This is a genomic window from Streptomyces sp. CA-146814 (assembly GCF_050942385.1).
In the GTDB taxonomy this organism is placed as follows: domain Bacteria; phylum Actinomycetota; class Actinomycetes; order Streptomycetales; family Streptomycetaceae; genus Streptomyces.
The window spans coordinates 1,096,485-1,116,081 of the sequence record NZ_CP192068.1 but is presented as its reverse complement, the minus strand read 5'-3'; the positions used below and the strand labels follow the sequence as shown (position 1 = coordinate 1,116,081).

At 71.8% G+C, this 19,597-nt stretch carries 22 protein-coding genes; 10 read left to right on the top strand and 12 right to left on the bottom strand.

The genetic code is table 11. The annotated features are described in order from the left end of the window. From ppk2 to ACQP09_RS04920, 3 genes are all read right to left on the bottom strand, one after another. On the bottom strand, nt 1-1,011 hold the full coding sequence (gene ppk2, locus ACQP09_RS04930) for a polyphosphate kinase 2 (RefSeq protein WP_433396267.1): 1,011 nt from the start codon (nt 1,009-1,011) through the stop codon (nt 1-3). Continuing rightward, nucleotides 977-1,948, bottom strand: a complete 972-nt coding sequence (locus ACQP09_RS04925) for a DMT family transporter (RefSeq protein ID WP_433396265.1) — start codon at nt 1,946-1,948, stop codon at nt 977-979. The genes ppk2 and ACQP09_RS04925 overlap by 35 nt, the downstream gene beginning before the upstream one ends. 279 nt (nt 1,949-2,227) lie before the next feature. Continuing rightward, nucleotides 2,228-2,869, bottom strand: a complete 642-nt coding sequence (locus ACQP09_RS04920) for a TetR/AcrR family transcriptional regulator (RefSeq protein WP_433396263.1) — start codon at nt 2,867-2,869, stop codon at nt 2,228-2,230. A 77-nt stretch (nt 2,870-2,946) separates the two neighbouring features. Between ACQP09_RS04920 and ACQP09_RS04915 the strand changes: the two genes are divergently transcribed. The 3 genes from ACQP09_RS04915 to ACQP09_RS04905 all read left to right on the top strand — a co-directional run bounded on the left by ACQP09_RS04915 (nt 2,947) and on the right by ACQP09_RS04905 (nt 5,257). After that, nucleotides 2,947-4,098 (top strand): acyl-CoA dehydrogenase family protein, encoded by a 1,152-nt coding sequence (locus ACQP09_RS04915; protein WP_433396262.1) that lies wholly within the window; start codon nt 2,947-2,949, stop codon nt 4,096-4,098. 98 nt (nt 4,099-4,196) lie between these two features. Then, complete coding sequence (locus ACQP09_RS04910; RefSeq protein WP_015607581.1) at nt 4,197-4,487, top strand: YiaA/YiaB family inner membrane protein; 291 nt, start codon at nt 4,197-4,199, stop codon at nt 4,485-4,487. Nucleotides 4,488-4,597: 110 nt separating this feature from the next. Next, the gene (locus tag ACQP09_RS04905) at nt 4,598-5,257 is read left to right on the top strand and encodes a TetR/AcrR family transcriptional regulator (protein ID WP_433396261.1); all 660 of its coding nucleotides are present in this window, start codon (nt 4,598-4,600) and stop codon (nt 5,255-5,257) included. 20 nt (nt 5,258-5,277) lie between these two features. On the opposite strand, the gene ACQP09_RS04900 is transcribed toward ACQP09_RS04905, so the two are convergent. Then, nucleotides 5,278-5,739 carry a MaoC family dehydratase gene (locus tag ACQP09_RS04900; protein WP_433396259.1) on the bottom strand — a complete coding sequence of 154 codons (462 nt, stop codon included), beginning with the start codon at nt 5,737-5,739 and terminating at the stop codon, nt 5,278-5,280. Between the two features lie 136 nt (nt 5,740-5,875). Between ACQP09_RS04900 and soxR the strand changes: the two genes are divergently transcribed. Next, nucleotides 5,876-6,358, top strand: coding sequence for a redox-sensitive transcriptional activator SoxR (gene soxR / locus ACQP09_RS04895; RefSeq protein WP_433396258.1), 483 nt, complete (start codon nt 5,876-5,878; stop codon nt 6,356-6,358). A gap of 20 nt (nt 6,359-6,378) precedes the next feature. On the opposite strand, the gene ACQP09_RS04890 is transcribed toward soxR, so the two are convergent. Both ACQP09_RS04890 and ACQP09_RS04885 read right to left on the bottom strand, forming a co-directional pair. Continuing rightward, complete coding sequence (locus tag ACQP09_RS04890; protein ID WP_433396256.1) at nt 6,379-7,104, bottom strand: 3-keto-5-aminohexanoate cleavage protein; 726 nt, start codon at nt 7,102-7,104, stop codon at nt 6,379-6,381. Nucleotides 7,105-7,175: 71 nt separating this feature from the next. After that, entirely contained in the window at nt 7,176-7,796 is a 621-nt protein-coding gene (locus ACQP09_RS04885) for a hypothetical protein (RefSeq protein WP_433396254.1), read from the bottom strand. Nucleotides 7,797-8,075: 279 nt separating this feature from the next. Between ACQP09_RS04885 and ACQP09_RS04880 the strand changes: the two genes are divergently transcribed. Then, the gene (locus ACQP09_RS04880; protein WP_433396253.1) at nt 8,076-8,558 is read left to right on the top strand and encodes a GNAT family N-acetyltransferase; all 483 of its coding nucleotides are present in this window, start codon (nt 8,076-8,078) and stop codon (nt 8,556-8,558) included. Nucleotides 8,559-8,624: 66 nt separating this feature from the next. Here the strand turns inward: ACQP09_RS04880 and ACQP09_RS04875 are convergent, their stop codons facing one another. Further along, nucleotides 8,625-9,896 (bottom strand): exo-beta-N-acetylmuramidase NamZ family protein, encoded by a 1,272-nt coding sequence (locus ACQP09_RS04875; protein ID WP_433396251.1) that lies wholly within the window; start codon nt 9,894-9,896, stop codon nt 8,625-8,627. A 230-nt stretch (nt 9,897-10,126) separates the two neighbouring features. On the opposite strand from ACQP09_RS04875, the gene ACQP09_RS04870 reads away from it, so the two are divergent. The 4 genes from ACQP09_RS04870 (at nt 10,127) to ACQP09_RS04855 (ending at nt 14,804) form a co-directional block, all read left to right on the top strand. Beyond that, nucleotides 10,127-10,900, top strand: a complete 774-nt coding sequence (locus tag ACQP09_RS04870) for an SDR family oxidoreductase (RefSeq protein ID WP_433396250.1) — start codon at nt 10,127-10,129, stop codon at nt 10,898-10,900. Then, nucleotides 10,897-12,573, top strand: coding sequence for an AMP-binding protein (locus tag ACQP09_RS04865; RefSeq protein WP_433396248.1), 1,677 nt, complete (start codon nt 10,897-10,899; stop codon nt 12,571-12,573). Before ACQP09_RS04870 ends, ACQP09_RS04865 begins: the two co-directional genes overlap by 4 nt. Before the next feature lie 49 nt (nt 12,574-12,622). Further along, the gene (locus ACQP09_RS04860) at nt 12,623-13,216 is read left to right on the top strand and encodes a TetR/AcrR family transcriptional regulator (RefSeq protein ID WP_404068276.1); all 594 of its coding nucleotides are present in this window, start codon (nt 12,623-12,625) and stop codon (nt 13,214-13,216) included. Nucleotides 13,217-13,475: 259 nt separating this feature from the next. Then, on the top strand, nt 13,476-14,804 hold the full coding sequence (locus tag ACQP09_RS04855) for a M28 family metallopeptidase (RefSeq protein ID WP_433396245.1): 1,329 nt from the start codon (nt 13,476-13,478) through the stop codon (nt 14,802-14,804). 87 nt (nt 14,805-14,891) lie between these two features. Here ACQP09_RS04855 and ACQP09_RS04850 read toward each other — a convergent pair whose 3' ends face one another. Both ACQP09_RS04850 and ACQP09_RS04845 read right to left on the bottom strand, forming a co-directional pair. After that, nucleotides 14,892-16,106: an acyl-CoA dehydrogenase family protein gene (locus ACQP09_RS04850; RefSeq protein WP_433396243.1), complete on the bottom strand. Its 1,215-nt coding sequence runs from the start codon at nt 16,104-16,106 to the stop codon at nt 14,892-14,894. A 6-nt stretch (nt 16,107-16,112) separates the two neighbouring features. Next, nucleotides 16,113-17,135: a phosphotransferase family protein gene (locus ACQP09_RS04845; protein ID WP_433396241.1), complete on the bottom strand. Its 1,023-nt coding sequence runs from the start codon at nt 17,133-17,135 to the stop codon at nt 16,113-16,115. Nucleotides 17,136-17,297: 162 nt separating this feature from the next. On the opposite strand from ACQP09_RS04845, the gene ACQP09_RS04840 reads away from it, so the two are divergent. Further along, nucleotides 17,298-18,233 carry an NADP-dependent oxidoreductase gene (locus ACQP09_RS04840; RefSeq protein ID WP_433396240.1) on the top strand — a complete coding sequence of 312 codons (936 nt, stop codon included), beginning with the start codon at nt 17,298-17,300 and terminating at the stop codon, nt 18,231-18,233. Between the two features lie 15 nt (nt 18,234-18,248). On the opposite strand, the gene ACQP09_RS04835 is transcribed toward ACQP09_RS04840, so the two are convergent. From ACQP09_RS04835 to ACQP09_RS04825, 3 genes are read right to left on the bottom strand one after another with little or no spacing between them, the layout of a single operon-like run. Further along, nucleotides 18,249-18,584 carry a DUF202 domain-containing protein gene (locus ACQP09_RS04835; protein WP_433396238.1) on the bottom strand — a complete coding sequence of 112 codons (336 nt, stop codon included), beginning with the start codon at nt 18,582-18,584 and terminating at the stop codon, nt 18,249-18,251. Then, complete coding sequence (locus ACQP09_RS04830; protein WP_433396237.1) at nt 18,581-18,976, bottom strand: YidH family protein; 396 nt, start codon at nt 18,974-18,976, stop codon at nt 18,581-18,583. The genes ACQP09_RS04835 and ACQP09_RS04830 overlap by 4 nt, the downstream gene beginning before the upstream one ends. A gap of 18 nt (nt 18,977-18,994) precedes the next feature. Beyond that, a complete protein-coding gene (locus ACQP09_RS04825; protein WP_433396235.1) occupies nt 18,995-19,504 on the bottom strand; it encodes an NUDIX hydrolase in 510 nt (169 codons plus the stop codon). Nucleotides 19,505-19,597 lie beyond the last annotated feature (93 nt).

The following is a 19,597-nucleotide window of genomic DNA, read 5'->3' as shown; positions in this document are numbered from 1 at the left end:
CTAGTAGTCCGTCGTCCGGGAGGTCGAGGCGACCGGTCCGAGCAGCCGGGTGTCCATCTCGCCCTCCTCGAACAGCCGGGAGGCCGGGCCCACGATCAGTGGGTCCGGCACCCCGACCACCTCGGGGTCCTTGCCCGGGTAGTCGAAGCGGTCCAGCACATGCCGCATCGCCTCCAGCCGGGCCCGCTTCTTGTCGTTGCTCTTCACCACCGTCCACGGCGCGTCGGCCGTGTCGGTGTGGAAGAGCATCAGCTCCTTGGCCTCCGTGTACTCGTCCCACTTGTCCAGCGAGGCCAGGTCCACCGGGCTCAGCTTCCACCGTCGTACGGGATCGATCTGCCGGATCATGAACCGGTTGCGCTGCTCGTTGCGCGAGACGGAGAACCAGAACTTCACCAGGTGGATGCCGTCGCGCGCGAGCATCCGCTCGAAGCCGGGCGCCTGGTGCATGAACTCCAGGTACTCACGGGTCGTGCAGAACCCCATCACCCGCTCCACCCCGGCCCGGTTGTACCAGGAACGGTCGAACAGCACGATCTCGCCGGCGCTCGGCAGATGGGCCACGTACCGCTGGAAGTACCACTGGGTGCGCTCACGCTCGGTCGGCTTCTCCAGCGCCACTATGCGCGCACCACGCGGATTCAGATGCTCGGTGAACCGCTTGATCGTGCCGCCCTTGCCCGCCGCGTCCCGCCCCTCGAAGAGGATCACCAGCCGCTCGTCGCGCTCCTTCGCCCAGTGCTGGAGCTTCAGCAGCTCGATCTGGAGGGCGCGCTTGGCCTTCTCGTAGTCGCGGCGCCGGAGCTTCTGCTCGTACGGGTAGTCCTCGCGCCACGCGTCCCGGGCATGGCCGTCCGGCTCGACCAGGACCGGGTCGTCGTCACCGCTGTCGGCCACCTTGAACCCGTCGAGGTACGGCCCGCCGTGGCGGGCCGCCCGCGCGGCCTGCTCGCCGTCGCCCTTCCTCCTGCGCCCGCTACGGTCGCCGTGCGCCCTGGTGCTCCGCGTCATGACGGTTTCCCTCCACCGGCCCAGCCGATTTTCCGCGTGTGGGCCCAGTCTGCTGACGGCTCCGGGAGACCGCCACCCCGGCCAGGCAGAGCACCCCGCCGAGAACGCCGAGCGGGGTCGGCACCTCGTCCAGCAGCACCCACGCCATGAGCACCACGATCGCCGGGACCGCGTACGTGGTGGCGCCCATCCGGCCCGCCGTGGTCCGGGCCAGCGCGTAGCCCCAGGTGGTGAAGGCCAGCGCGGTCGGGAAGACGCCCAGGTAGATCATGTTCAGCGTGGCCGACATCGGCGCGTCGGCCGCCTCGGAGATCAGCACGCCGGTGAACGGCAGACAGGCGACGGCGCCGATGAGGCAGCCGAAGGTGTTGATCTGGAGCGAGGAGCCGTACGCGAGCGCCGGCTTCTGGCTCACCACGCCCAGCGCGTACACCACCGCGGCCAGCAGACAGAGCGCCACGCCCAGTACGGACGAGCTGCCGTGCCCGGACATCGCGAGGCCGACGACGACCGCGCCCGAGAACGAGATGCCCATGCCGAGCAGGAGGCGGCGCGGCAGCCCCTCGCCGAGCATCCGGGCGCCCATCAGCGCCATCAGGATCGGCCCGATGTTCACGAGCATCGCGGCGGTCCCGGCGTCGACCTCCTGCTCACCCCAGTTCAGCGCCACCATGTACAGCCCGAACCACAGCACCCCGGACGTGACGATCCCGCGCCAGGCCCCGCGCCCGGGCAACCCTTCCCTGCGTACGAGGAGGATGGCCCCGAGCACCAGCACGCCCGCCAGCAGCCGCCCGAGGGCGAGCGCACCGGGGGAGTAGGCCTCGCCCGCACTGCGGATGGAGACGAAGGCGGAGGCCCACAGGACCACGGTGGTGCAGGCGGCGGCGGTGGCCCGCCAGGACGTGGCGGGGGCGGGAGCGGGGGGCGTCGTCATGGCCACGACGGTAAAGCCGAACCGCTCCACCGCCCACCGAATTGCGGGGCCCCGCACACCCAGCCCGTCCGGCGTTTGAGGACGGAACCGTGGCCGTGGCACCGGGCAACCTCTCCGTGTCCGGAAAGCATGGGGTGCCGCCCGCCCCGAGCACCGGGTCCGTCCTCAAACGCCGGACGGGCTGATAAGTGCGGCCCGTCCTCAAACGCCGGACGGGCTGGACAGGTGCGCGGCCCCGTCCTCAAACGCCGGACCGGCCGAACAAGCGCACCCCCACCATCACCCCCCGTACTCCTCGTACTGCAGCGCCAACCCGTCCAGCAACGCCCGCAGCCCCACCTCGAACGCCCCCTCGTCCACCTGCCGCCGCCGCTCCGCCAGGAGATGCGCCTGCCCCAGGTGCGGATAGTCGGCCGGATCGTACGCACTCTCGTCGTCCACGAACCCCCCGGCGAACGACCCCAGCGCCGACCCGGTGATGAAGTACCGCATCAGCGCCCCGATCCGCGTCGCCTGCGCCGCCGGCCACCCCGCCCCCACCATCGCCCCGAACACCGCGTCCGCGACCCGCAGCCCCGCCGGCCGGCGTCCCGGACCCCGCGCCAGGACCGGCACGATGTGCGGATGCGCGGCCAGGGCGGCCCGGTAGGAGAGCGCGTAGTCGTGCAGCGCCTCCCGCCAGCCACGCGGGTCGGACGCGTCGAACATCGACAGATCGACCTGTACGGAGACGGCGTCGGCGACCGCGTCCAGGATCTCGTCCTTGTTGCGGAAGTGGTTGTAGAGCGAGGGCCCGCTGACCCCCAGCACCGCCGCCAGCCGCCGCGTCGAGACGGCGTCCAGCCCTTCGGCGTCCACGAGCGCGCTCGCCGCCTCGACGATGCGGTCTCTGCTGAGGAGGGGCTTGCGCGGTCGGGCCATGCGGCTCATAGTAGGCGCTGCGAAGAAGAAACTAGCAGTGCTAATTAAGTGGTGTACGAGAAGTGGGGTGGCGCGCGATGAACCTGGAGCTCAGCCAGGAGCAGGAAGCCGTCCGGCGGCTGGCCGAGGAGTTCGTGGCCCGCGAGGTCACGCCGCACATCGTCGCCTGGGACCGGGCCGAGAATGTCGACAGGTCGATCGTGAAGAAGCTCGGCGCGCTCGGCTTCCTCGGCCTCACCGTCCCCGAGGAGTACGGCGGCTCCGGCGGCGACCACCTCACGTACTGCCTGGTCACCGAGGAGCTCGGCCGCGGCGACTCCTCGGTCCGTGGCATCGTCTCCGTCTCGCTCGGCCTGGTCGCCAAGACCGTCGCGTCCTGGGGGAGCGAGGAGCAGAAGCGGCAGTGGCTGCCCCGGCTCACCTCCGGCGAGGTGATCGGCTGCTTCGGCCTCACCGAACCCGGCACCGGCTCGGACGCCGGGAACCTCGCCACCCGGGCCGTCCGCGACGGCGGTGACTACGTCATCAACGGCACCAAGATGTTCATCACCAACGGCACCTGGGCCGACGTCGTCCTGCTCTTCGCGCGGACGAACGACAGCCCCGGCCACCGCGGCGTCTCCGCCTTCCTCGTCCCCGCCGACACCCCCGGCCTCACCCGCCGCACCATCCACGGCAAGCTCGGCCTGCGCGGTCAGGCCACCGCCGAACTGGTCCTGGAGGACGTCCGCGTCCCCGCCGACACCCTCCTCGGCCCCGAGGGCAAGGGCTTCACCGTCGCCATGTCCGCCCTCGCCAAGGGCCGGATGTCGGTCGCGGCGGGGTGCGTCGGCATCGCCCAGGCCGCCCTGGACGCCTCCGTGCGGTACGCCGGTGAGCGCGAGCAGTTCGGCACGCCCATCGCCGGCCACCAGCTCGTCCAGGAGCTGCTCAGCGACATCTCCGTGGACGTCGAGGCGGCCCGGCTGCTCACCTGGCGGGTCGCCGACCTCATCGACCGGGGCCAGGAGTTCGCCACCGCCGCCTCCCAGGCCAAGCTGTACGCCTCCGAGGCCGCCGTCCGCTGCGCCAACAACGCGATCCAGGTCTTCGGCGGCTACGGCTACATCGACGAGTACCCGGTCGGCAAGCTGCTCCGCGACGCCCGCGTGATGACGCTCTACGAGGGCACCAGCCAGATCCAGAAGCTCATCATCGGTCGCGCGCTGACGGGCGTCTCGGCGTTCTGATCGCGACTGCCGTGATCCCGGCTCGCACGGATGTCTGAGTAGCCGGCCTGAGTACGGGCGCGGATGTGGCGTGCGCCACGTCGGCGGATGCTGGGCCCATGAGTGACACGACATCGGTCAAGCAGCAGAGCACCGCCGCCTTCTACGGCCAGGCCGTCGCCTCCTTCCTGGTGGCGATGGGCGCGGTGGCCCTCGGTATCTTCTTCCTCGACGCCGACGCCTGGGTGCGCGGCTTCCTCGCCATCGGGGTGCTCTACCTCGTCACCTCCTGCTTCACCCTCGCCAAGGTGATCCGGGACCGGCAGGAGGCCGGGCAGATCGTCAGCCGGGTCGACCAGGCCCGGCTGGAGAAGATCCTCGCCGAGCACGACCCCTTCCAGAAGCTCTGAATCCGGACCGCATCCGGACCGCGTCCGCACCGCCCCATGAGACACCCCTAAGCGCTTGCTCAGGTTCGGGGTATGGTGTTCGTCCTGTTGACGGAGAGGGGTCCTGGGCGATGAGTACGGCGGAGGAGACGAGCGGCGACGACGCTCCCTGGGGCGAGGTCACGCCCGAGGCGGCCAGGCGGCTCCTCGTCGCCGCGGTCGACGCCTTCGCCGAACGCGGGTACCACGCGACGACCACCCGCGACATCGCCGGCCGGGCCGGGATGAGCCCGGCCGCCCTCTACATCCACTACAAGACGAAGGAAGAGCTGCTCCACCGGATCAGCAAGATCGGCCACGACCGGGCGCTGTACGTGCTCCAGGCCGAGGCCGACCGGGACGGCACGGCCGCCGAGCGGCTCGCCGGAGCCGTACGGTCCTTCGTCCGCTGGCACGCCGAGCGCCACACCACCGCGCGCGTCGTCCAGTACGAGCTCGACGCCCTCGGCCCCGAGCACCGCACCGAGATCGTCGAACTGCGCCGCAGGAGCGACGCGGTGGTGCGCCGGATCATCAGCGAGGGCGTGCGGGCCGGGGAGTTCGACGTCCCCGACATCCCCGGCACCACCCTCGCCGTGCTCTCGCTCTGCATCGACGTGGCCCGCTGGTTCAACGCGCAGGGCAGCCGCACGCCCGACGAGGTCGGCGCGCTCTACGCCGACCTCGTCCTGCGGATGGTCGGAGCCCGGCCGGCCGGCTCCGCCGCCCCGGAATCCGCCGCTCAGGAGTAATGGCGTCAGAAGTGGTGGCGTCAGAAGTAGTAGCGCGACACCGACTCGGCCACACAGGCCGGCTTCTCGCTCCCCTCGCGCTCCACCGTGACGAGCGCGGTGATCTGCACGCCGCCCCCGGCCTCCTCCACGTTCGTGAGCACGGCGGTGGCCCGCAGCCGTGAGCCGACCGGGACGGTGGAGGGGAAGCGGACCCTGTTGGTCCCGTAGTTGATGCCCATCTTCATGTTCTCGACCCGCATCACCTGCGGCACCAGCGCGGGCAGCAGCGAGAGCGTCAGATAGCCGTGCGCGATGGTCGTGCCGAACGGCCCGGCCGCCGCGCGCTCCGGATCCACATGGATCCACTGGTGGTCGCCGGTCGCCTCGGCGAACAGGTCGATCCGCTTCTGGTCGACCTCCAGCCAGTCGCTGTGTCCGAGCTGCTCGCCCACTCCGTCGCGCAGCTCCTGTGCGGACGTGAAGATCTTCGGCTCTGCCATGTTCCGGCTCCCTGCCTTCCGGCTCTCCGCGCCGTCCCGGCGCGATGTCTAAGCGCTTGCTCAGCATCCTGGTGCGGTGCGTTCCTGTCAACGATCGGGCGGTGGGGGCCGCCGGGGGAGCAGTAGGGTCTGCGGAGTGCCACAGATCCCACAGACACTCCACGAACTCTCGGTCGGCCAGCTCTCGGCGCGCAGCGGCGCCGCGGTCTCCGCTCTGCACTTCTACGAGTCCAAGGGCCTGATCAGCAGCCGCCGCACCAGCGGCAACCAGCGCCGCTACTCCCGTGACGCCCTGCGCCGCGTCGCCTTCGTGCGCGCTGCCCAGCGCGTCGGCATCCCACTGGCCACGATCCGCGACGCACTCGCCTCCCTCCCTGAGGAGCGCACACCGAACCGGGACGACTGGGCCCGCCTCTCCGAGGCCTGGCGCCAGGAACTGGACGAGCGCATCACGCAGTTGCACCGGCTGCGCGACCATCTGACCGACTGCATCGGCTGCGGCTGTCTCTCGCTGGAGAACTGCGTGCTCTCCAACCCCGACGACATCTCCGGCGAACGCATCACCGGCTCCCGTCTGATGCCCGAACGCAGGCGCGCCACGGCGGAAGAGCAGGACTAGGACACTCCTCTAGGACACCCCTAGAGCGACTCCAGTCCCTGTCGTAACCGCACCGCCGCGGTGACCAGTTCCGCGTTCGAGCGGGCCGGGCGGCCGTCCGGCAGCACCGTCACGTCCTCCGTGCCGATCCGTGTGTCCAGGCCGAGCCGGAAGGCCAGCGCCGCCACCGGCCACGCGCCGCCGTCCTCGCCGTGCAGCAGCACCGGGCGGCCGTGCGCGGCGGCCACCTCGGCGAGGAGGAGGCGGGCCGAACCGGCCGCCGTCGCCGGGTCGGTGTCGGTGACCTCGGCCAGCACCCGCAGGACCCGGGGCGCCAGAGGGGAGCGGCGGAAGAGGCGGTGCCCCTCCGTGCCCGACCAGAGCCCGGCCTCCACCCCCACGCCCCGCTCCAGCAGTGCGGCGGCCAGCTCCTCGGCGCCCGGCTCGTGCCAGTTGACCGACGCGTGGTCAGGCAGCACCGACCACTCCCGTACGCGCTCCACCCGGCGCCGCGGGTCCGGCTCGGCCCAGGCGCCCGTCGTCACCCCGACCGGGACCCGCACCGCCGCCCGTATCGCGGTCAGCGTCGCGGCCACCACCCGGGGCGAGAGCGTGTCGTCCCCGCAGGGGGTCCGCGGATGCACATGGATGTCGGTGGCCCCGGCGGCGACGGCCTCGGCCGCCGACCGGGCCAGCGCTTCGGGGGACAGGGGCACGGCGGCCGAAGCATCCGCACCACGCCGGCCGTTCAGGCAGACCTGGATCATGTCCCCGATGGTGACATCCACCACTGACAACGGCCTCGGGAGCGACCGCCCGAGGACTCCGGGACCCGTCCCTACGCCGCCGCCGCGGCGAGCCTCCGGTGCCGTACCAGCCGGGCCTTCGCCAGCGTGCGGTCCGTCAGCACCGGCTGCGGCACCGCGATCCCGCACCCCGTGCACACCGGACCCGACCACGGCTCGTGCCCGCGATCCCGCTCCTGCCGCCACTCGATCCCGGTGTCCGCACAGACCGGGCAGGCGGAACCGGGACCGGAGCCGAGCGCCGCGATCAGCCGGCGCAGCACCTCGGCGAGCGGCTCGCTGGGATGGACCTCCGGATCCGCGCAGCGCGCCACCCCGTGGCCGCCCCACGTCCGGCGGTGCCAGTCGTCGAACGCGCCGGGCCGCCGCAGCCCCTCGTGCTTCTCGCGCCGCCGCCGCTCGGCGAACCCCGCCTCGTAGGCGAGCCAGATGCCCCGCGCCTCCTCCAGCTCCTCCAGCGCGCTCAGCAGGCGCGCCGGATCGGGTGCCCGGTCCTCGGGATCGATCCCGTGCCGGGCGCACAGATGGTCCCAGGTCGCCCGGTGCCCGTAGGGGGCGAACCTCTCCAGGCACTTGCGCAACGAATACCTGCGCAGCGCCAGATCACCCAGCGGATCGCGGACCTGTCTCGCAAGACTCCGGAAACCGGCCATGCCACTGCCACCTCCGTCGTTCGTCCATCGGCGTCAAGGAGTGGACGTACGCCTGCCCGTTTCGGCTCCATCGAAAGATGAAACCCGTCCATTGGCTGAGACTGCCCATGTCGGGCGGGGACCACGGGCGGAAGCGGAACGGCGCGCGGACGGGTGGTGAAAGGGCGCACGTGTGTGCCGGAGCTCTCGCCGTTCCGGTATCCGGCGGCTGCTCGCGCCCATTCGTTGACCAGGGGAAACCGGTGGCGGAGTGCCGGGCGGATGCGATTGGCTGGCCCCATGAAGGCAGCCTCGCCCCGCCTCGAAAAGGTCACGCCCGACACGGTGCTCGACGCCTGTCGGCTGGAAGTCGCGCCCGAGCAGCGGAAGTTCGTCTCGCCGGTCGCGCAGTCCCTGGCCGAGGCCTATGTGCATCCCGACGTCGCCTGGCCCCGGCTGATCTGTGACGGTGACCGGATCGTGGGCTTCGTGATGGCCTTCTTCGACGCCGTGTTCGACTACGACGCCGATGTGCCGGATGCCCCGAAGCGCTCCGGCCTCTGGCGGCTCGCCGTCGCCGCCGGCGAGCAGGGGCGGGGGTACGGGCGGTTCGCCGTGGGCGCGGTGAACGAGGAGATCCGGCGGCGCGGCGGGACGGTCTCGACCGTGACCTGGCATCCCGGTGAGGGCGGCCCGGAGGAGTTCTACCTCAAGCTCGGCTACCGCAAGCACGGCCTGACCAGCGACGGCGAGTACCTCGGCGACATGGACCTCACGGGCTGAGACCGGCCGGCCGGGGCGCGCTTCCCCGCGCGCCCCGGCCCGTCCGCCCCGACCCCGCCCGCCGCACTACCCTCCGTACCGCAGATACCTCCGCCGCTTCGCCCGGAACGCCGTCAGGTCCGCCCGCCACGCGGCCACCACCGCGTCCGTGTCCGCCCCCGCGTCGATCATCGTGCGGACCTGGGCGTTCCCGGTGAGCTTGTCGATCCAGTTGTCCGGGCGCCAGGCGAAGCCGCTCCACGTCTGCTTCGCCGTCACCAGCAGCGCGATGCCCGTACGGACCGGGTCGAAGGCCTCCCGGTCCTGGACGTGCACCTGCACCCCGCCGACCGTCCTGCCCTGGAACTTGGAGAACGTCGGCGCGAAGTACGCCTCCCGGAAGGCGACCCCCGGCAGCCGCAACGCGTTCGCGGCCGCCGCCCAGCGGCGGTCGATGCCCTCCGCGCCCAGCAGCTCGAAGGGGCGCGTGGTGCCCCGGCCCTCGGAGAGGTTCGTGCCCTCGAAGAGGCAGGTGCCGGAGTAGACGAGGGCCGTCTCCGGCGTCGGCATGTTCGGGCTCGGCGGCACCCACGGCAGCCCGGTCGCGTCGAAGAAGTCCGACCGTCGCCACCCCTCCATCGTCACCACCTCCAGCCGCACCGGTTTCGCGTGCAGGAACTCCGCGTTGAAGAACAGGGCCAGCTCCGCCACCGTCATCCCGTGCGCCTGCGCGATCTCCCGGCGCCCGACGAACGTCGCGTACGCCGGATCCAGCACCGGACCCAGCGCCGCCCGCCCGGTCACCGGGTTCGGCCGGTCCAGCACGACGAGGCGCTTGCCCGCGAGCGCGGCCGCCTCCATGCAGTCGTACAGCGTCCAGATGTACGTGTAGAAGCGCGCACCGGCGTCCTGGATGTCGAAGACCACCGTGTCCACGCCCGACGCGGTGAAGATGTCCGCGAGGTCCTGCCCGCTCTTCAGGTACGTGTCGTAGACCGGCAGCCCGGTCGCCGGGTCGTCGTACCGCCCCTCCGAGCCGCCCGCCTGCGCGGTGCCCCGGAAGCCGTGCTCGGGGCCGAAGACGGCGGTCAGGTTCACCCGGTCGTCGGGGTGCATCACGTCGACGATGTGCGTGACGTCGGCGGTGACGCCGGTCGGATTGGTGACGACGCCGACCTTCTGGCCCCGCAGCAGCCGGTAGCCGTCGGCGGCCAGCCGGTCGAAGCCGGTACGGACGCGCCCGCGCCCATGTCCGGGGCCACGTGCGGCAGCGGCGGCTCCGCCGGTGCCGGCCGCCGTCGCCGCCAGCGCTCCCACCGCGCCTCCCGCGGCCAGCACACCACGTCGGGACAGGCTCATTCCGCTACCTCCATGATCGCGCCGACTGTCATGGCCACGCACGCCAGGGCCTCTCGTTCGGATCATGCAGGGCTCGCGGGCCCGACCTGATCCGAACGAGAGACCCTAGCGCGGGTGCGGGCCGCACGGAACGACCCCGGCCGCGCCGACCTGCCCCAGGCCCTTCCCGACCCTTCCCCGATCACATACCGACCGGTTAGTCTGCCGGTGCAGACGGACCGGAAGGCGGGATGACGATGGATACGGTGCGAGGCGCCGGCGTGGTGGTCACCGGAGCCGGAGGCGGCATCGGCGCCGCTCTGGCCCGCAGGTTCGCCGAGCAGGGTGCGCGGGTGGTCGTCAACGACCTCGACCTCGCGCGCATCGAGCCGCTCGCGAAGGAGATCGGCGGGATCGCCGTGGCCGGGGACGCCTCGGGCATCGTGGAGGCCGCCCGCGACGCGCTGGACGGCACGGTGGACATCTACTGCGCCAACGCCGGACTCGCCTCGCCCGGTGACGCGTTCGCCGACGAGGAGGTCTGGGCCGCCGCCTGGGACGTCAACGTGATGGCCCATGTCCGGGCGGCGAAGGCCCTGCTGCCGGAGTGGCTGGAGCGCGGCAGCGGGCGGTTCGTCACCACCGCCTCCGCCGCCGGACTGCTGACGATGATCGGCGCGGCCCCCTACAGCGTCACCAAGCACGGGGCCGTCGCCTTCGCCGAGTGGCTCTCGCTCACCTACCGCCACCGCGGCATCAAGGTGCACGCCATCTGCCCGCAGGGCGTACGGACGGATATGCTCACCGCCGCCGGTTCGGCCGGCGAGCTGGTGCTCGCCCCCGGGGCCATCGAGCCGGACGCCGTCGCCGACGCGCTGTTCGACGCGATGGTGGCCGACCGCTTCCTGGTCCTGCCGCACCCGGAGGTCGCCGGGTACTACCAGGCGCGCGCCGCCGATCCCGACCGCTGGATGGGCAACATGAACCGCCTCCAGCAGAAGTGGGAGGAGGCGAGCGGCGCATGACCGACACCGCATCCCGCTACGCCGCCCAGCCCTGGCTCGCCCTCCTCAGCGACGCCCAGCGCGCACCGGTCACCCCGCCGCCGACCGTGCTCCACGCCTTCCGGGACGCCGTCGCGCGGGCCCCGGAGGACCACGCGGCCCTCGCCTACTTCGACGGCCGCCTGACCTACCGCGAGACCGACGCGCTCTCCGGCTCGGTCGCCGGACACCTCGCCGCCCGGGGCCTGCGGCGCGGCGACCGGGTCGCGATCATGCTCCAGAACAGCCCGCACTTCGTCCTCGCGCTCCTCGGCGCGTGGAAGGCCGGGACCACCGTCGTACCGCTCAATCCGATGTACAAGTCCGGCGAGGTCGGGCACGTGCTGAAGGACGCCGGGGTCACCGCGCTCATCTGCTCGGACCGCGCCTGGGCGGCGTACCTGCGGGAGACCGCCGAGGCCGCCCCGGACCTCACCATCGCGCTGACCGCCTGCGAGCTGGACCTCCAGAGCCGGAACGACCCCCGCGTCCTCGGCTTCGAGCGGCTCCCCGCCCCCGGCCCCGACGACCTCGCCGACGACCTGCTCACCGTCGCCCGGGCCGGCCACACGCCCCCGGACGGCCGGGAGCTCGCCGCCGCCGACGTGGCCCTGATCAGCTACACCTCCGGGACCAGCGGCACCCCCAAGGGCGCCATGAACTCCCACGCCAACATCATGGTCAACGCCGAGCGGCAGCGCACCGGCCATCCCGTCGCCGAAGGCTCCGCCTACTTCGCGCTCGCGCCGCTCTTCCACATCACCGGCATGGTCTGCCAGCTCGCCGCGTGCGTCGCCAACGCGGGCACCCTGGCGCTGGCCTACCGCTTCGAGGCGGGTGTCGTCCTCGACGCCTTCGCCGCCCACCGCCCCGCGTACACCGTCGGCCCCTCCACCGCCTTCATGGCCCTCGCCGCCCACCCCGACGTCACCCCGGACCACTTCGCCTCCTTCCAGGTGATCTCCTCCGGCGGCGCCCCGCTGCCGCCCGCCCTGGTGGAGAGGTTCCGCGCCGGCTTCGGCCCGTACATCCGCAACGGCTACGGCCTCACCGAGTGCACCGCCCCCTGCGCCGCGGTCCCGCCCGAGCGCGAGGCCCCGGTGGACCCGGTCTCCGGCACCCTCTCCGTCGGCGTGCCCGGCCCCGACACCGTCGTACGGATCCTCGACGAGACCGGGCAGGAGGTGCCGTTCGGCGAGCAGGGCGAGATCGCGGTGCGCGGGCCCCAGGTCGTCTCCGGCTACTGGAACCTCCCCGAGGCCACCGAGGCCGCCTTCCCGGACGGCGAGCTGCGCACCGGTGACATCGGGTTCATGGACGAGGCGGGCTGGCTCTACGTCGTCGACCGCAAGAAGGACATGATCAACGCCTCCGGCTTCAAGGTCTGGCCGCGTGAGGTGGAGGACGTCCTGTACACCCACCCGGCGGTGCGCGAGGCCGCGGTCGTGGGCGTGCCCGACGCGTACCGGGGCGAGACCGTACGGGCCTATGTCAGTCTGCGTCCGGGCACATCCGTCGAACCGGGCGAGCTGGGGACGTACTGCAAGGAAAGGCTCGCCGCGTACAAGTATCCGCGCGAGGTGGAGATCCTGGCCGAGCTGCCGAAGACGGCGAGTGGGAAGATCCTCAGGCGGGAACTGCGTTCCTCCCGTTAGAACCACGTAGAAACAGCGAGCGCACGGTATGAAAGGCAGGTGGCGGCTCATGGCCAAGGCGACGGAGCAGAACGGCACTCCCGTCCCCCAGAGGCTGCTGGCCGCCGCCACCCGGCTCTTCGCCGAGCGCGGGTACGACCGCACCTCGGTGCAGGAGATCGTCGAGGCGGCGGGCGTCACCAAGGGGGCGCTCTACCACTACTTCGGCTCCAAGGAGGACCTCCTCCAGGAGGTGTACGCCCGGGTGCTGCGGCTCCAGCAGGAGCGGCTCGACGCCTTCGCGGACGCCGACGCGCCGGTCGAGCAGCGGCTGCGCGACGCGGCCGCCGACGTGGTCGTCACGACCATCGACAACCTGGACGACGCGGCGATCTTCTTCCGCTCCATGCACCACCTGAGTCCGGAGAAGAACAAGCAGGTACGGGTGGAGCGCCGCCGCTACCACGAGCGGTTCCGGGCGCTGATCGAGGAGGGCCAGCGCAGCGGCGTGTTCTCCACGGCCACCCCGGCCGACCTGGTGGTCGACTACCACTTCGGCTCGGTCCACCACCTCTCCACCTGGTACCGCCCGGACGGCCCGCTCACCCGCCAGCAGGTCGCCGACCACCTCGCGGACCTGCTGCTGCGCGCCCTGCGCCCGTAACACCGGCCGGTTCAACGCAGGCCTGTTCAGAGCCGGTTGAACACATCCAAACGCCGATATGTGTTCGTTAATGGAACTGACATGTCCGCTTTCCGCTCTTGACGGAACACTGTCACCTCATTGACCATCGGTCACGCATCGCACCGGCCGTCGGCCTCGCGGTGCGCACCACCAGCTCCAGGACCCGGCCGTACGTTCCACGCGGCCGGGTGCCCCCCGCACGTTCCGTCAGTCCCCGAACGGAATCCGGAGCCCCACCATGAGACCGAACCGCCTCACCCTGCGCAGATCCCCGGCGGCCGTCGCCGCCGTCGCCCTCGCAGCCCTCCTCGGGTCCGCCGCGCCCACCGCGCAGGCGGCCCCGGCCACGACCGCCGCCGTCGCGGCGCCCGACATCCCGCTGGCCAACGTCAAGGCCCACCTCACGCAGTTCTCGACGATCGCCGCGAACAACGGCGGCAACCGCGCCCACGGCCGCCCCGGCTACAAGGCGTCCGTCGACTACGTGAAGGCCAAGCTCGACGCGGCCGGATACACCACCACGCTCCAGCAGTTCACCTCCAGCGGCGCCACCGGCTACAACCTCATAGCCGACTGGCCCGGCGGCGACCCGAACAAGGTCCTGTTCGCCGGAGCCCACCTGGACTCCGTCTCCTCCGGCGCCGGGATCAACGACAACGCCTCCGGTTCGGCCGCCGTCCTGGAGACCGCCCTCGCCGTCTCGCGCGCCGGCTACCGGCCCGACAAGCACCTGCGGTTCGCCTGGTGGGGAGCGGAGGAGCTGGGCCTGATCGGCTCCAAGTACTACGTCAACAACCTGCCGTCCGCCGAGCGTTCGAAGATCTCCGGCTACCTCAACTTCGACATGATCGGCTCGCCGAACGCCGGCTACTTCGTCTACGACGACGACCCGGTCATCGAGAAGACCTTCAAGGACTACTTCGCGGGCCTCGGCGTGCCCACCGAGATCGAGACCGAGGGCGACGGCCGCTCCGACCACGCCCCGTTCAAGTCGGCGGGGGTCCCCGTCGGCGGCCTCTTCACCGGCGCCAGCCGCACCAAGACCGCGGCCCAGGTGCAGAAGTGGGGAGGGACGCAGGGCCAGGCCTTCGACCGCTGCTACCACACCTCCTGCGACACCACGGCGAACATCAACGAGACCGCCCTGGACCGCAACAGCGACGCCGCCGCCCACGCCATCTGGACCCTCTCCGCGGGCTCCACGGGCGAGCCGCCCACCGGCACAGTCTTCTCCAACGACGCCGATGTCGCCATCCCGGACGTCGGCGCGGCCGTGACCTCCCCGGTCACCGTCTCCGGCCGGACCGGCAACGCGCCCGCCGCACTCCAGGTCGGTGTGGACATCAAGCACACCTACCGCGGCGACCTCGTCATCGACCTGCTGGCACCGGACGGCGCCGCCTTCCGGCTGAAGAACTCCAGCAGCGGCGACTCGGCGGACAACGTCATCACGACGTACACCGTCAACGCTTCCGCCAAGGCCGCCAACGGCGTCTGGAGGCTTCGGGTGCAGGACATCGCCCGCCAGGACACCGGCTACATCGACAGCTGGAAGCTCACCTTCTGACCGTCACGTGACCCCGGTGCGGCCCGCTCCCCAGGAGCGGGCCGCACCCGGTCTCTCACACGTACCGCTTGATCTCCCGCCCGGTTCTCACACGTACCGCTTGATCTCCCGGCGGGCCAGCGACCGCTGGTGCACCTCGTCCGGCCCGTCCGCCAGCTTCAGCGTCCGCGCCGAGGCCCACAGCTCCGCCAGCGGGAAGTCCTGGCTCACCCCACCCGCGCCGTGCAGCTGCACCGCCGCGTCCAGGATGTCCACCACCGCGCGCGGAGTGGCGATCTTGATGGCCTGGATCTCGGTGTGCGCGCCCTTGTTGCCCACCGTGTCCATCAGCCAGGCCGTCTTCAGCACCAGCAGCCGCAGCTGCTCCACCGTCACGCGGGCGTCCGCGATCCAGTTCTGTACGACGCCCTGCGAGGCGAGCGGCTTGCCGAACGCCGTACGGGACACCGCCCGCCGGCACATCAGCTCGATCGCCCGCTCCGCCATCCCGATCAGCCGCATGCAGTGGTGGATCCGCCCCGGGCCCAGCCGCGCCTGCGCGATGGCGAAACCGCCGCCCTCCTCACCGATCAGGTTGGCCGCCGGCACCCGTACGTCGTGGAAGACCACCTCGGCGTGGCCGCCGTGGGAGTGGTCCTCGTACCCGTACACCTGCATGGCGCGCCGCACCTCGACACCCGGTGTGTCCCGCGGCACCAGGATCATCGACTGCTGGCGGCGGAGGTCGGCGCCGTCCGGGTCGGTCTTGCCCATCACGATGAAGACCGCGCAATCCGGGTTCATCGCGCCGGAGATGTACCACTTGCGCCCGTTGATGACGTAGTTGTCGCCGTCCCGGATCATCCGCGTCTCGATGTTCGTCGCGTCCGATGACGCCACCTCCGGCTCCGTCATCGCGAACGCGGAACGGATCTCCCCGGCCAGCAGCGGCTCCAGCCACTGCTTCTTCTGCTCGTCGGTGGCGAACTGGAAGAGCACCTCCATGTTCCCGGTGTCCGGCGCCGCGCAGTTCAGCGCGGTCGGCGCGAGGTGCGGGGAGCGGCCGGTGATCTCGGCGAGCGGCGCGTACTGGAGGTTCGTCAGCCCGGCCCCGTACTCCGCGTCCGGCAGGAAGAGGTTCCACAGCCCCTGCCGCCGCGCCTCGGCCTTCAGCTCCCCGACGATCGCGGGCGTGTCCCACGGCGAGGCGAGCAGCGCCCGCTGCTCCTCGGCGACCGGCTCGGCCGGATACACGTACTCGTCCATGAAGGCGAGCAGCCGGGACCGCAGCTCCTCGGTACGGGCGTCGAATGCGAAGTCCATGGGTGATCAGCCTTCCTGGAGGGTGGTGAGGCCGTGCTCGATGAAGACCGGGACCAGATCGCCGATCTGATCGAAGCCCGCGCCGACGGTCTGGCCGAGGGTGTAGCGGTAGTGGATGCCCTCCAGGATCACGGCGAGCTTGAACCAGGCGAACGCGGTGTACCAGGAGATGGCGGAGGTGTCCCGGCCCGACCCGGCGGCGTACCGCTCGATCAGCTCGGCGGGGGAGGGGTGGCCGGCGGCGCCGCTGGTGGTGGAGACGGGTGAGTGCGGCAGGTCGAGCTCGGAGCTGTACATGACGAGCAGCCCGAGGTCGGTCAGCGGGTCGCCCAGCGTGGACATCTCCCAGTCCAGGACGGCGTTGATGCGCTCGTCCGGGCCGAGCAGCACGTTGTCCAGGCGGTAGTCGCCGTGGACGACGGTGGGCGCGGGCGAGGCGGGCAGCTCGCGGCCGAGGGCGGCGTGCAGCTCGTCGATGCCGGCCAGCTCGCGGTTGCGGGAGCCGTCCAGCTGCTTGCCCCAGCGCCGCAGCTGCCGGTCCAGGAACCCTTCCGGCCGCCCGAAGTCCCCGAGCCCCACCGCCTCCGGGTCCACCGCGTGCAGGTCGACCAGCGTGTCGACGAGCGCGAGGACGGCGGCCCGGGTGCGCTCGGGACCCAGCGGCGCGAGCTGCTCGGCGGTCCGGTACGGGACGCCCGCGACGTGCTCCATCACGTAGAACGGCGCGCCGAGCACCGTCTCGTCCTCGCAGAACAGCACCGGCTCCGGCACCGGGACGGCGGTCGGGTGCAGCGCGCTGATCACGCGGTGCTCGCGCTTCATGTCGTGCGCGGTGGCCAGCACATGGCCCAGCGGCGGCCTGCGCACCACCCAGCGGCCGGACCCGTCGGTGACCGTGTACGTCAGGTTCGAGCGGCCGCCCTCGATCAGCCGCGCCTCAAGAGGCCCGCGCACCAGCCCGGGGTGCTCGCGGTCGAGGTGTCCGCGCAGCAGCTCGGGGTCGAGACCTGGTGGGGGGACGGGACTCATGGGGCCTACCTCCGGGGCGATGGGACGAGCGGCGACCGTGACCACGGTCGCCGACCATGATGCCGACCAGTCGGTATGTCGTCCAGTGGGTGCCCATGATCCGACACCGGAAGTCGTGCGCTCTGAGTTGCGGTGACCTTGCTCTGCGCGGAAGGTCGAGGGATGAAGGCGATCAGCTACGACGCGTACGGCTCGGCGGACGTCCTGCGGTACGGCGAGCGGCCCGACCCCAAGGTCGGCCCCGACGCGGTCCTGGTGAAGGTGCGGGCCGCCGCCGTCAACCCGGTCGACTGGAAGGCCCGCGAGGGCTACCTCCAGGGCGGCCTCGAAGCGGTCTTCCCGGTGATCCCGGGCTGGGACGTGTCCGGGGTCGTCGTGCAACCGGGTGTCGCCGTCGACGAGTTCGCGGTCGGGGACGAGGTGATCGGCTACGTCCGCGAGGACTTCCTCTCGCGCGGTACGTTCGCCGAGTACGTCGCCGCACCCGTCCGCACCCTGGCCCGCAAGCCGCTCAGCCTCAGCTTCGAGGAGGCCGCGGGGCTGCCGCTGGCCGGGCTCACCGCGTACCAGGTGCTGCACCGCACGCTCAAGATCCGCGACGGCGACACCGTCCTCGTGCATGCGGCGGCCGGCGGGGTCGGCTCGCTCGCCGTGCAGATCGCCCGCCACGAGGGCTGCCGGGTCGTCGGCACCGCGAGCGAGCGCAACCACGAGCACCTGCGGAGCCTCGGCGCCGAACCCGTCGAGTACGGCGACGGCCTCGCCGACCGGCTGCGGGAGCTGTCCCCCGACGGCTTCGACGCCGCCTTCGACACGGTGGGCGGCGAGGCGCTGCGGGTCTCGGCCGAGACGCTGGCCGAGGGCGGGCGGCTCGCCTCGATCGCGGACAGCGAGGTCTTCTCGTACGGCGGCCGCTACGCCTTCGTCCGGCCCGACGCCGCCGACCTGGCGCAGCTTGCGGAGCTGGCCGAACAGGGCATCGTCACCGTCCATGTGGACCGGGTCTTCCCGCTGGAGCAGGCGGCCGAGGCGTACCGCCTCAACCAGGAGGGACGGACGCGCGGCAAGATCGTCGTCAGGGTGGACTGGGACAGCTGACATCGCTGGGCGCGCTCAGAACAGCATCGCCACCGCGAACACCGCGAACGCCACCGTGCACAGCGCCGCCGTCAGCGCCCCGCGCGGAGCCAGCGGATCCGGCTGCGGCACATCCAGCCGCCGCACCCTCAGATGCGCCACCGCCAGGAGCCCCAGCCAGCCCACCGCGGTCAGCGCCACCGCCACCAGCGCGGCCGGGGACGCACCGCTGTGCAGCGCCTGCCGCCCGGCGAGCAGCGCCACCACCGTGGCGGAGAGCGTCGTACGCCGCCACGCGAGCCGGGTCCGCTCGGGCTGCAGACCCGGATCACGGTCCCGGCCCCCGCCCTCGCCCCGTACGGCCGCCGTCACCGGCCCTCCCAGCCGAAGAGGACCACCACCACCATCGCCACGGCCACGACGGCGACCACGATGCCGAGCACCGCCGGGAACCGGGAGGCCGGCAGGTCCTCGCCGCGCCGCATCGCCCGCTCGCACCGCACCCAGTGGTTGACCGCTCGCAGCGCGCACAGCACACCCGCGACGAGCAGCCCGAGCGCGAGCCCCGCCCGCACGCCCCAGGCCAGCTCCGGCAGAAACTGGTCCACGGCGAAGCCGCCGCCGATCAGCGCCAGCGCGGTCCGGATCCAGGCGAGGAACGTCCGCTCGTTGGCCAGCGAGAACCGGTAGTCCGGGGTGGACCCCTCGTCCCGGATCCGCTGCGGCGCGAACCACAGGCGTACGCTCTGCGCGATCTTGTTCACACAGGGCACCTTACGAGGTCAGAGTGCCCGGAACCGCTGGAGCCGCCGGTACGCCTCCACGCCGTCCGGCACCCACAGCCACTCGCCGAGCCGCGCTTCCAGCTCCGCGTCGTCCAGGAAGGTGTGCCAGGCGACCTCCTCGGCCTGCGGCGAGACCGGAAGCTCGCACCGCACCTGGTAGACCGCCGACCACCAGGAGTGCTTCTCATCGGTGTAGAGGAACCGGAACAGCGGCTCGGGCTCCGGCAGCCCGGACACGCCCAGCTCCTCCTCCGCCTCGCGCAGCGCCGCCACGTCGTAGGACTCGCCCGCGCCGACCACTCCGCCGACGAACATGTCGTAGTACGACGGGAAGACCAGCTTGGTGGCCGTGCGCCGGTGGACGAAGACCCGGCCCTCGGCGTCCCGCGCCTCGATGAAGACGCAGCGGTGGCGCAGTCCCCGGGCGGTCGCCTCGCCGCGCGGCGCCTGGCCGATGACCTCGTCGTTCTCGTCGACGATGTCCAGGATCTCGTCAGAAGGCGTCATGCGTTTCATCCAACAGCACCCGGGTGGTTGACGTGGCAGCGGCCGGTACCCAAGATCTGACGCACGGGTAACTTGAACGTTTCTCCCACCCCT

What these genes read in the sequence shown, in the direction of transcription:
- ppk2 (WP_433396267.1), bottom strand. Translation starts at nt 1,011, where the DNA reads ATGACGCGGAGCACCAGGGCGCACGGCGACCGTAGCGGGCGCAGGAGG.
- ACQP09_RS04925 (WP_433396265.1), bottom strand. Translation starts at nt 1,948, where the DNA reads ATGACGACGCCCCCCGCTCCCGCCCCCGCCACGTCCTGGCGGGCCACC.
- ACQP09_RS04920 (WP_433396263.1), bottom strand. Translation starts at nt 2,869, where the DNA reads ATGGCCCGACCGCGCAAGCCCCTCCTCAGCAGAGACCGCATCGTCGAG.
- ACQP09_RS04915 (WP_433396262.1), top strand. Translation starts at nt 2,947, where the DNA reads ATGAACCTGGAGCTCAGCCAGGAGCAGGAAGCCGTCCGGCGGCTGGCC.
- ACQP09_RS04910 (WP_015607581.1), top strand. Translation starts at nt 4,197, where the DNA reads ATGAGTGACACGACATCGGTCAAGCAGCAGAGCACCGCCGCCTTCTAC.
- ACQP09_RS04905 (WP_433396261.1), top strand. Translation starts at nt 4,598, where the DNA reads ATGAGTACGGCGGAGGAGACGAGCGGCGACGACGCTCCCTGGGGCGAG.
- ACQP09_RS04900 (WP_433396259.1), bottom strand. Translation starts at nt 5,739, where the DNA reads ATGGCAGAGCCGAAGATCTTCACGTCCGCACAGGAGCTGCGCGACGGA.
- ACQP09_RS04890 (WP_433396256.1), bottom strand. Translation starts at nt 7,104, where the DNA reads ATGATCCAGGTCTGCCTGAACGGCCGGCGTGGTGCGGATGCTTCGGCC.
- ACQP09_RS04885 (WP_433396254.1), bottom strand. Translation starts at nt 7,796, where the DNA reads ATGGCCGGTTTCCGGAGTCTTGCGAGACAGGTCCGCGATCCGCTGGGT.
- ACQP09_RS04880 (WP_433396253.1), top strand. Translation starts at nt 8,076, where the DNA reads ATGAAGGCAGCCTCGCCCCGCCTCGAAAAGGTCACGCCCGACACGGTG.
- ACQP09_RS04875 (WP_433396251.1), bottom strand. Translation starts at nt 9,896, where the DNA reads ATGAGCCTGTCCCGACGTGGTGTGCTGGCCGCGGGAGGCGCGGTGGGA.
- ACQP09_RS04870 (WP_433396250.1), top strand. Translation starts at nt 10,127, where the DNA reads ATGACGATGGATACGGTGCGAGGCGCCGGCGTGGTGGTCACCGGAGCC.
- ACQP09_RS04865 (WP_433396248.1), top strand. Translation starts at nt 10,897, where the DNA reads ATGACCGACACCGCATCCCGCTACGCCGCCCAGCCCTGGCTCGCCCTC.
- ACQP09_RS04860 (WP_404068276.1), top strand. Translation starts at nt 12,623, where the DNA reads ATGGCCAAGGCGACGGAGCAGAACGGCACTCCCGTCCCCCAGAGGCTG.
- ACQP09_RS04855 (WP_433396245.1), top strand. Translation starts at nt 13,476, where the DNA reads ATGAGACCGAACCGCCTCACCCTGCGCAGATCCCCGGCGGCCGTCGCC.
- ACQP09_RS04850 (WP_433396243.1), bottom strand. Translation starts at nt 16,106, where the DNA reads ATGGACTTCGCATTCGACGCCCGTACCGAGGAGCTGCGGTCCCGGCTG.
- ACQP09_RS04845 (WP_433396241.1), bottom strand. Translation starts at nt 17,135, where the DNA reads ATGAGTCCCGTCCCCCCACCAGGTCTCGACCCCGAGCTGCTGCGCGGA.
- ACQP09_RS04840 (WP_433396240.1), top strand. Translation starts at nt 17,298, where the DNA reads ATGAAGGCGATCAGCTACGACGCGTACGGCTCGGCGGACGTCCTGCGG.
- ACQP09_RS04825 (WP_433396235.1), bottom strand. Translation starts at nt 19,504, where the DNA reads ATGACGCCTTCTGACGAGATCCTGGACATCGTCGACGAGAACGACGAG.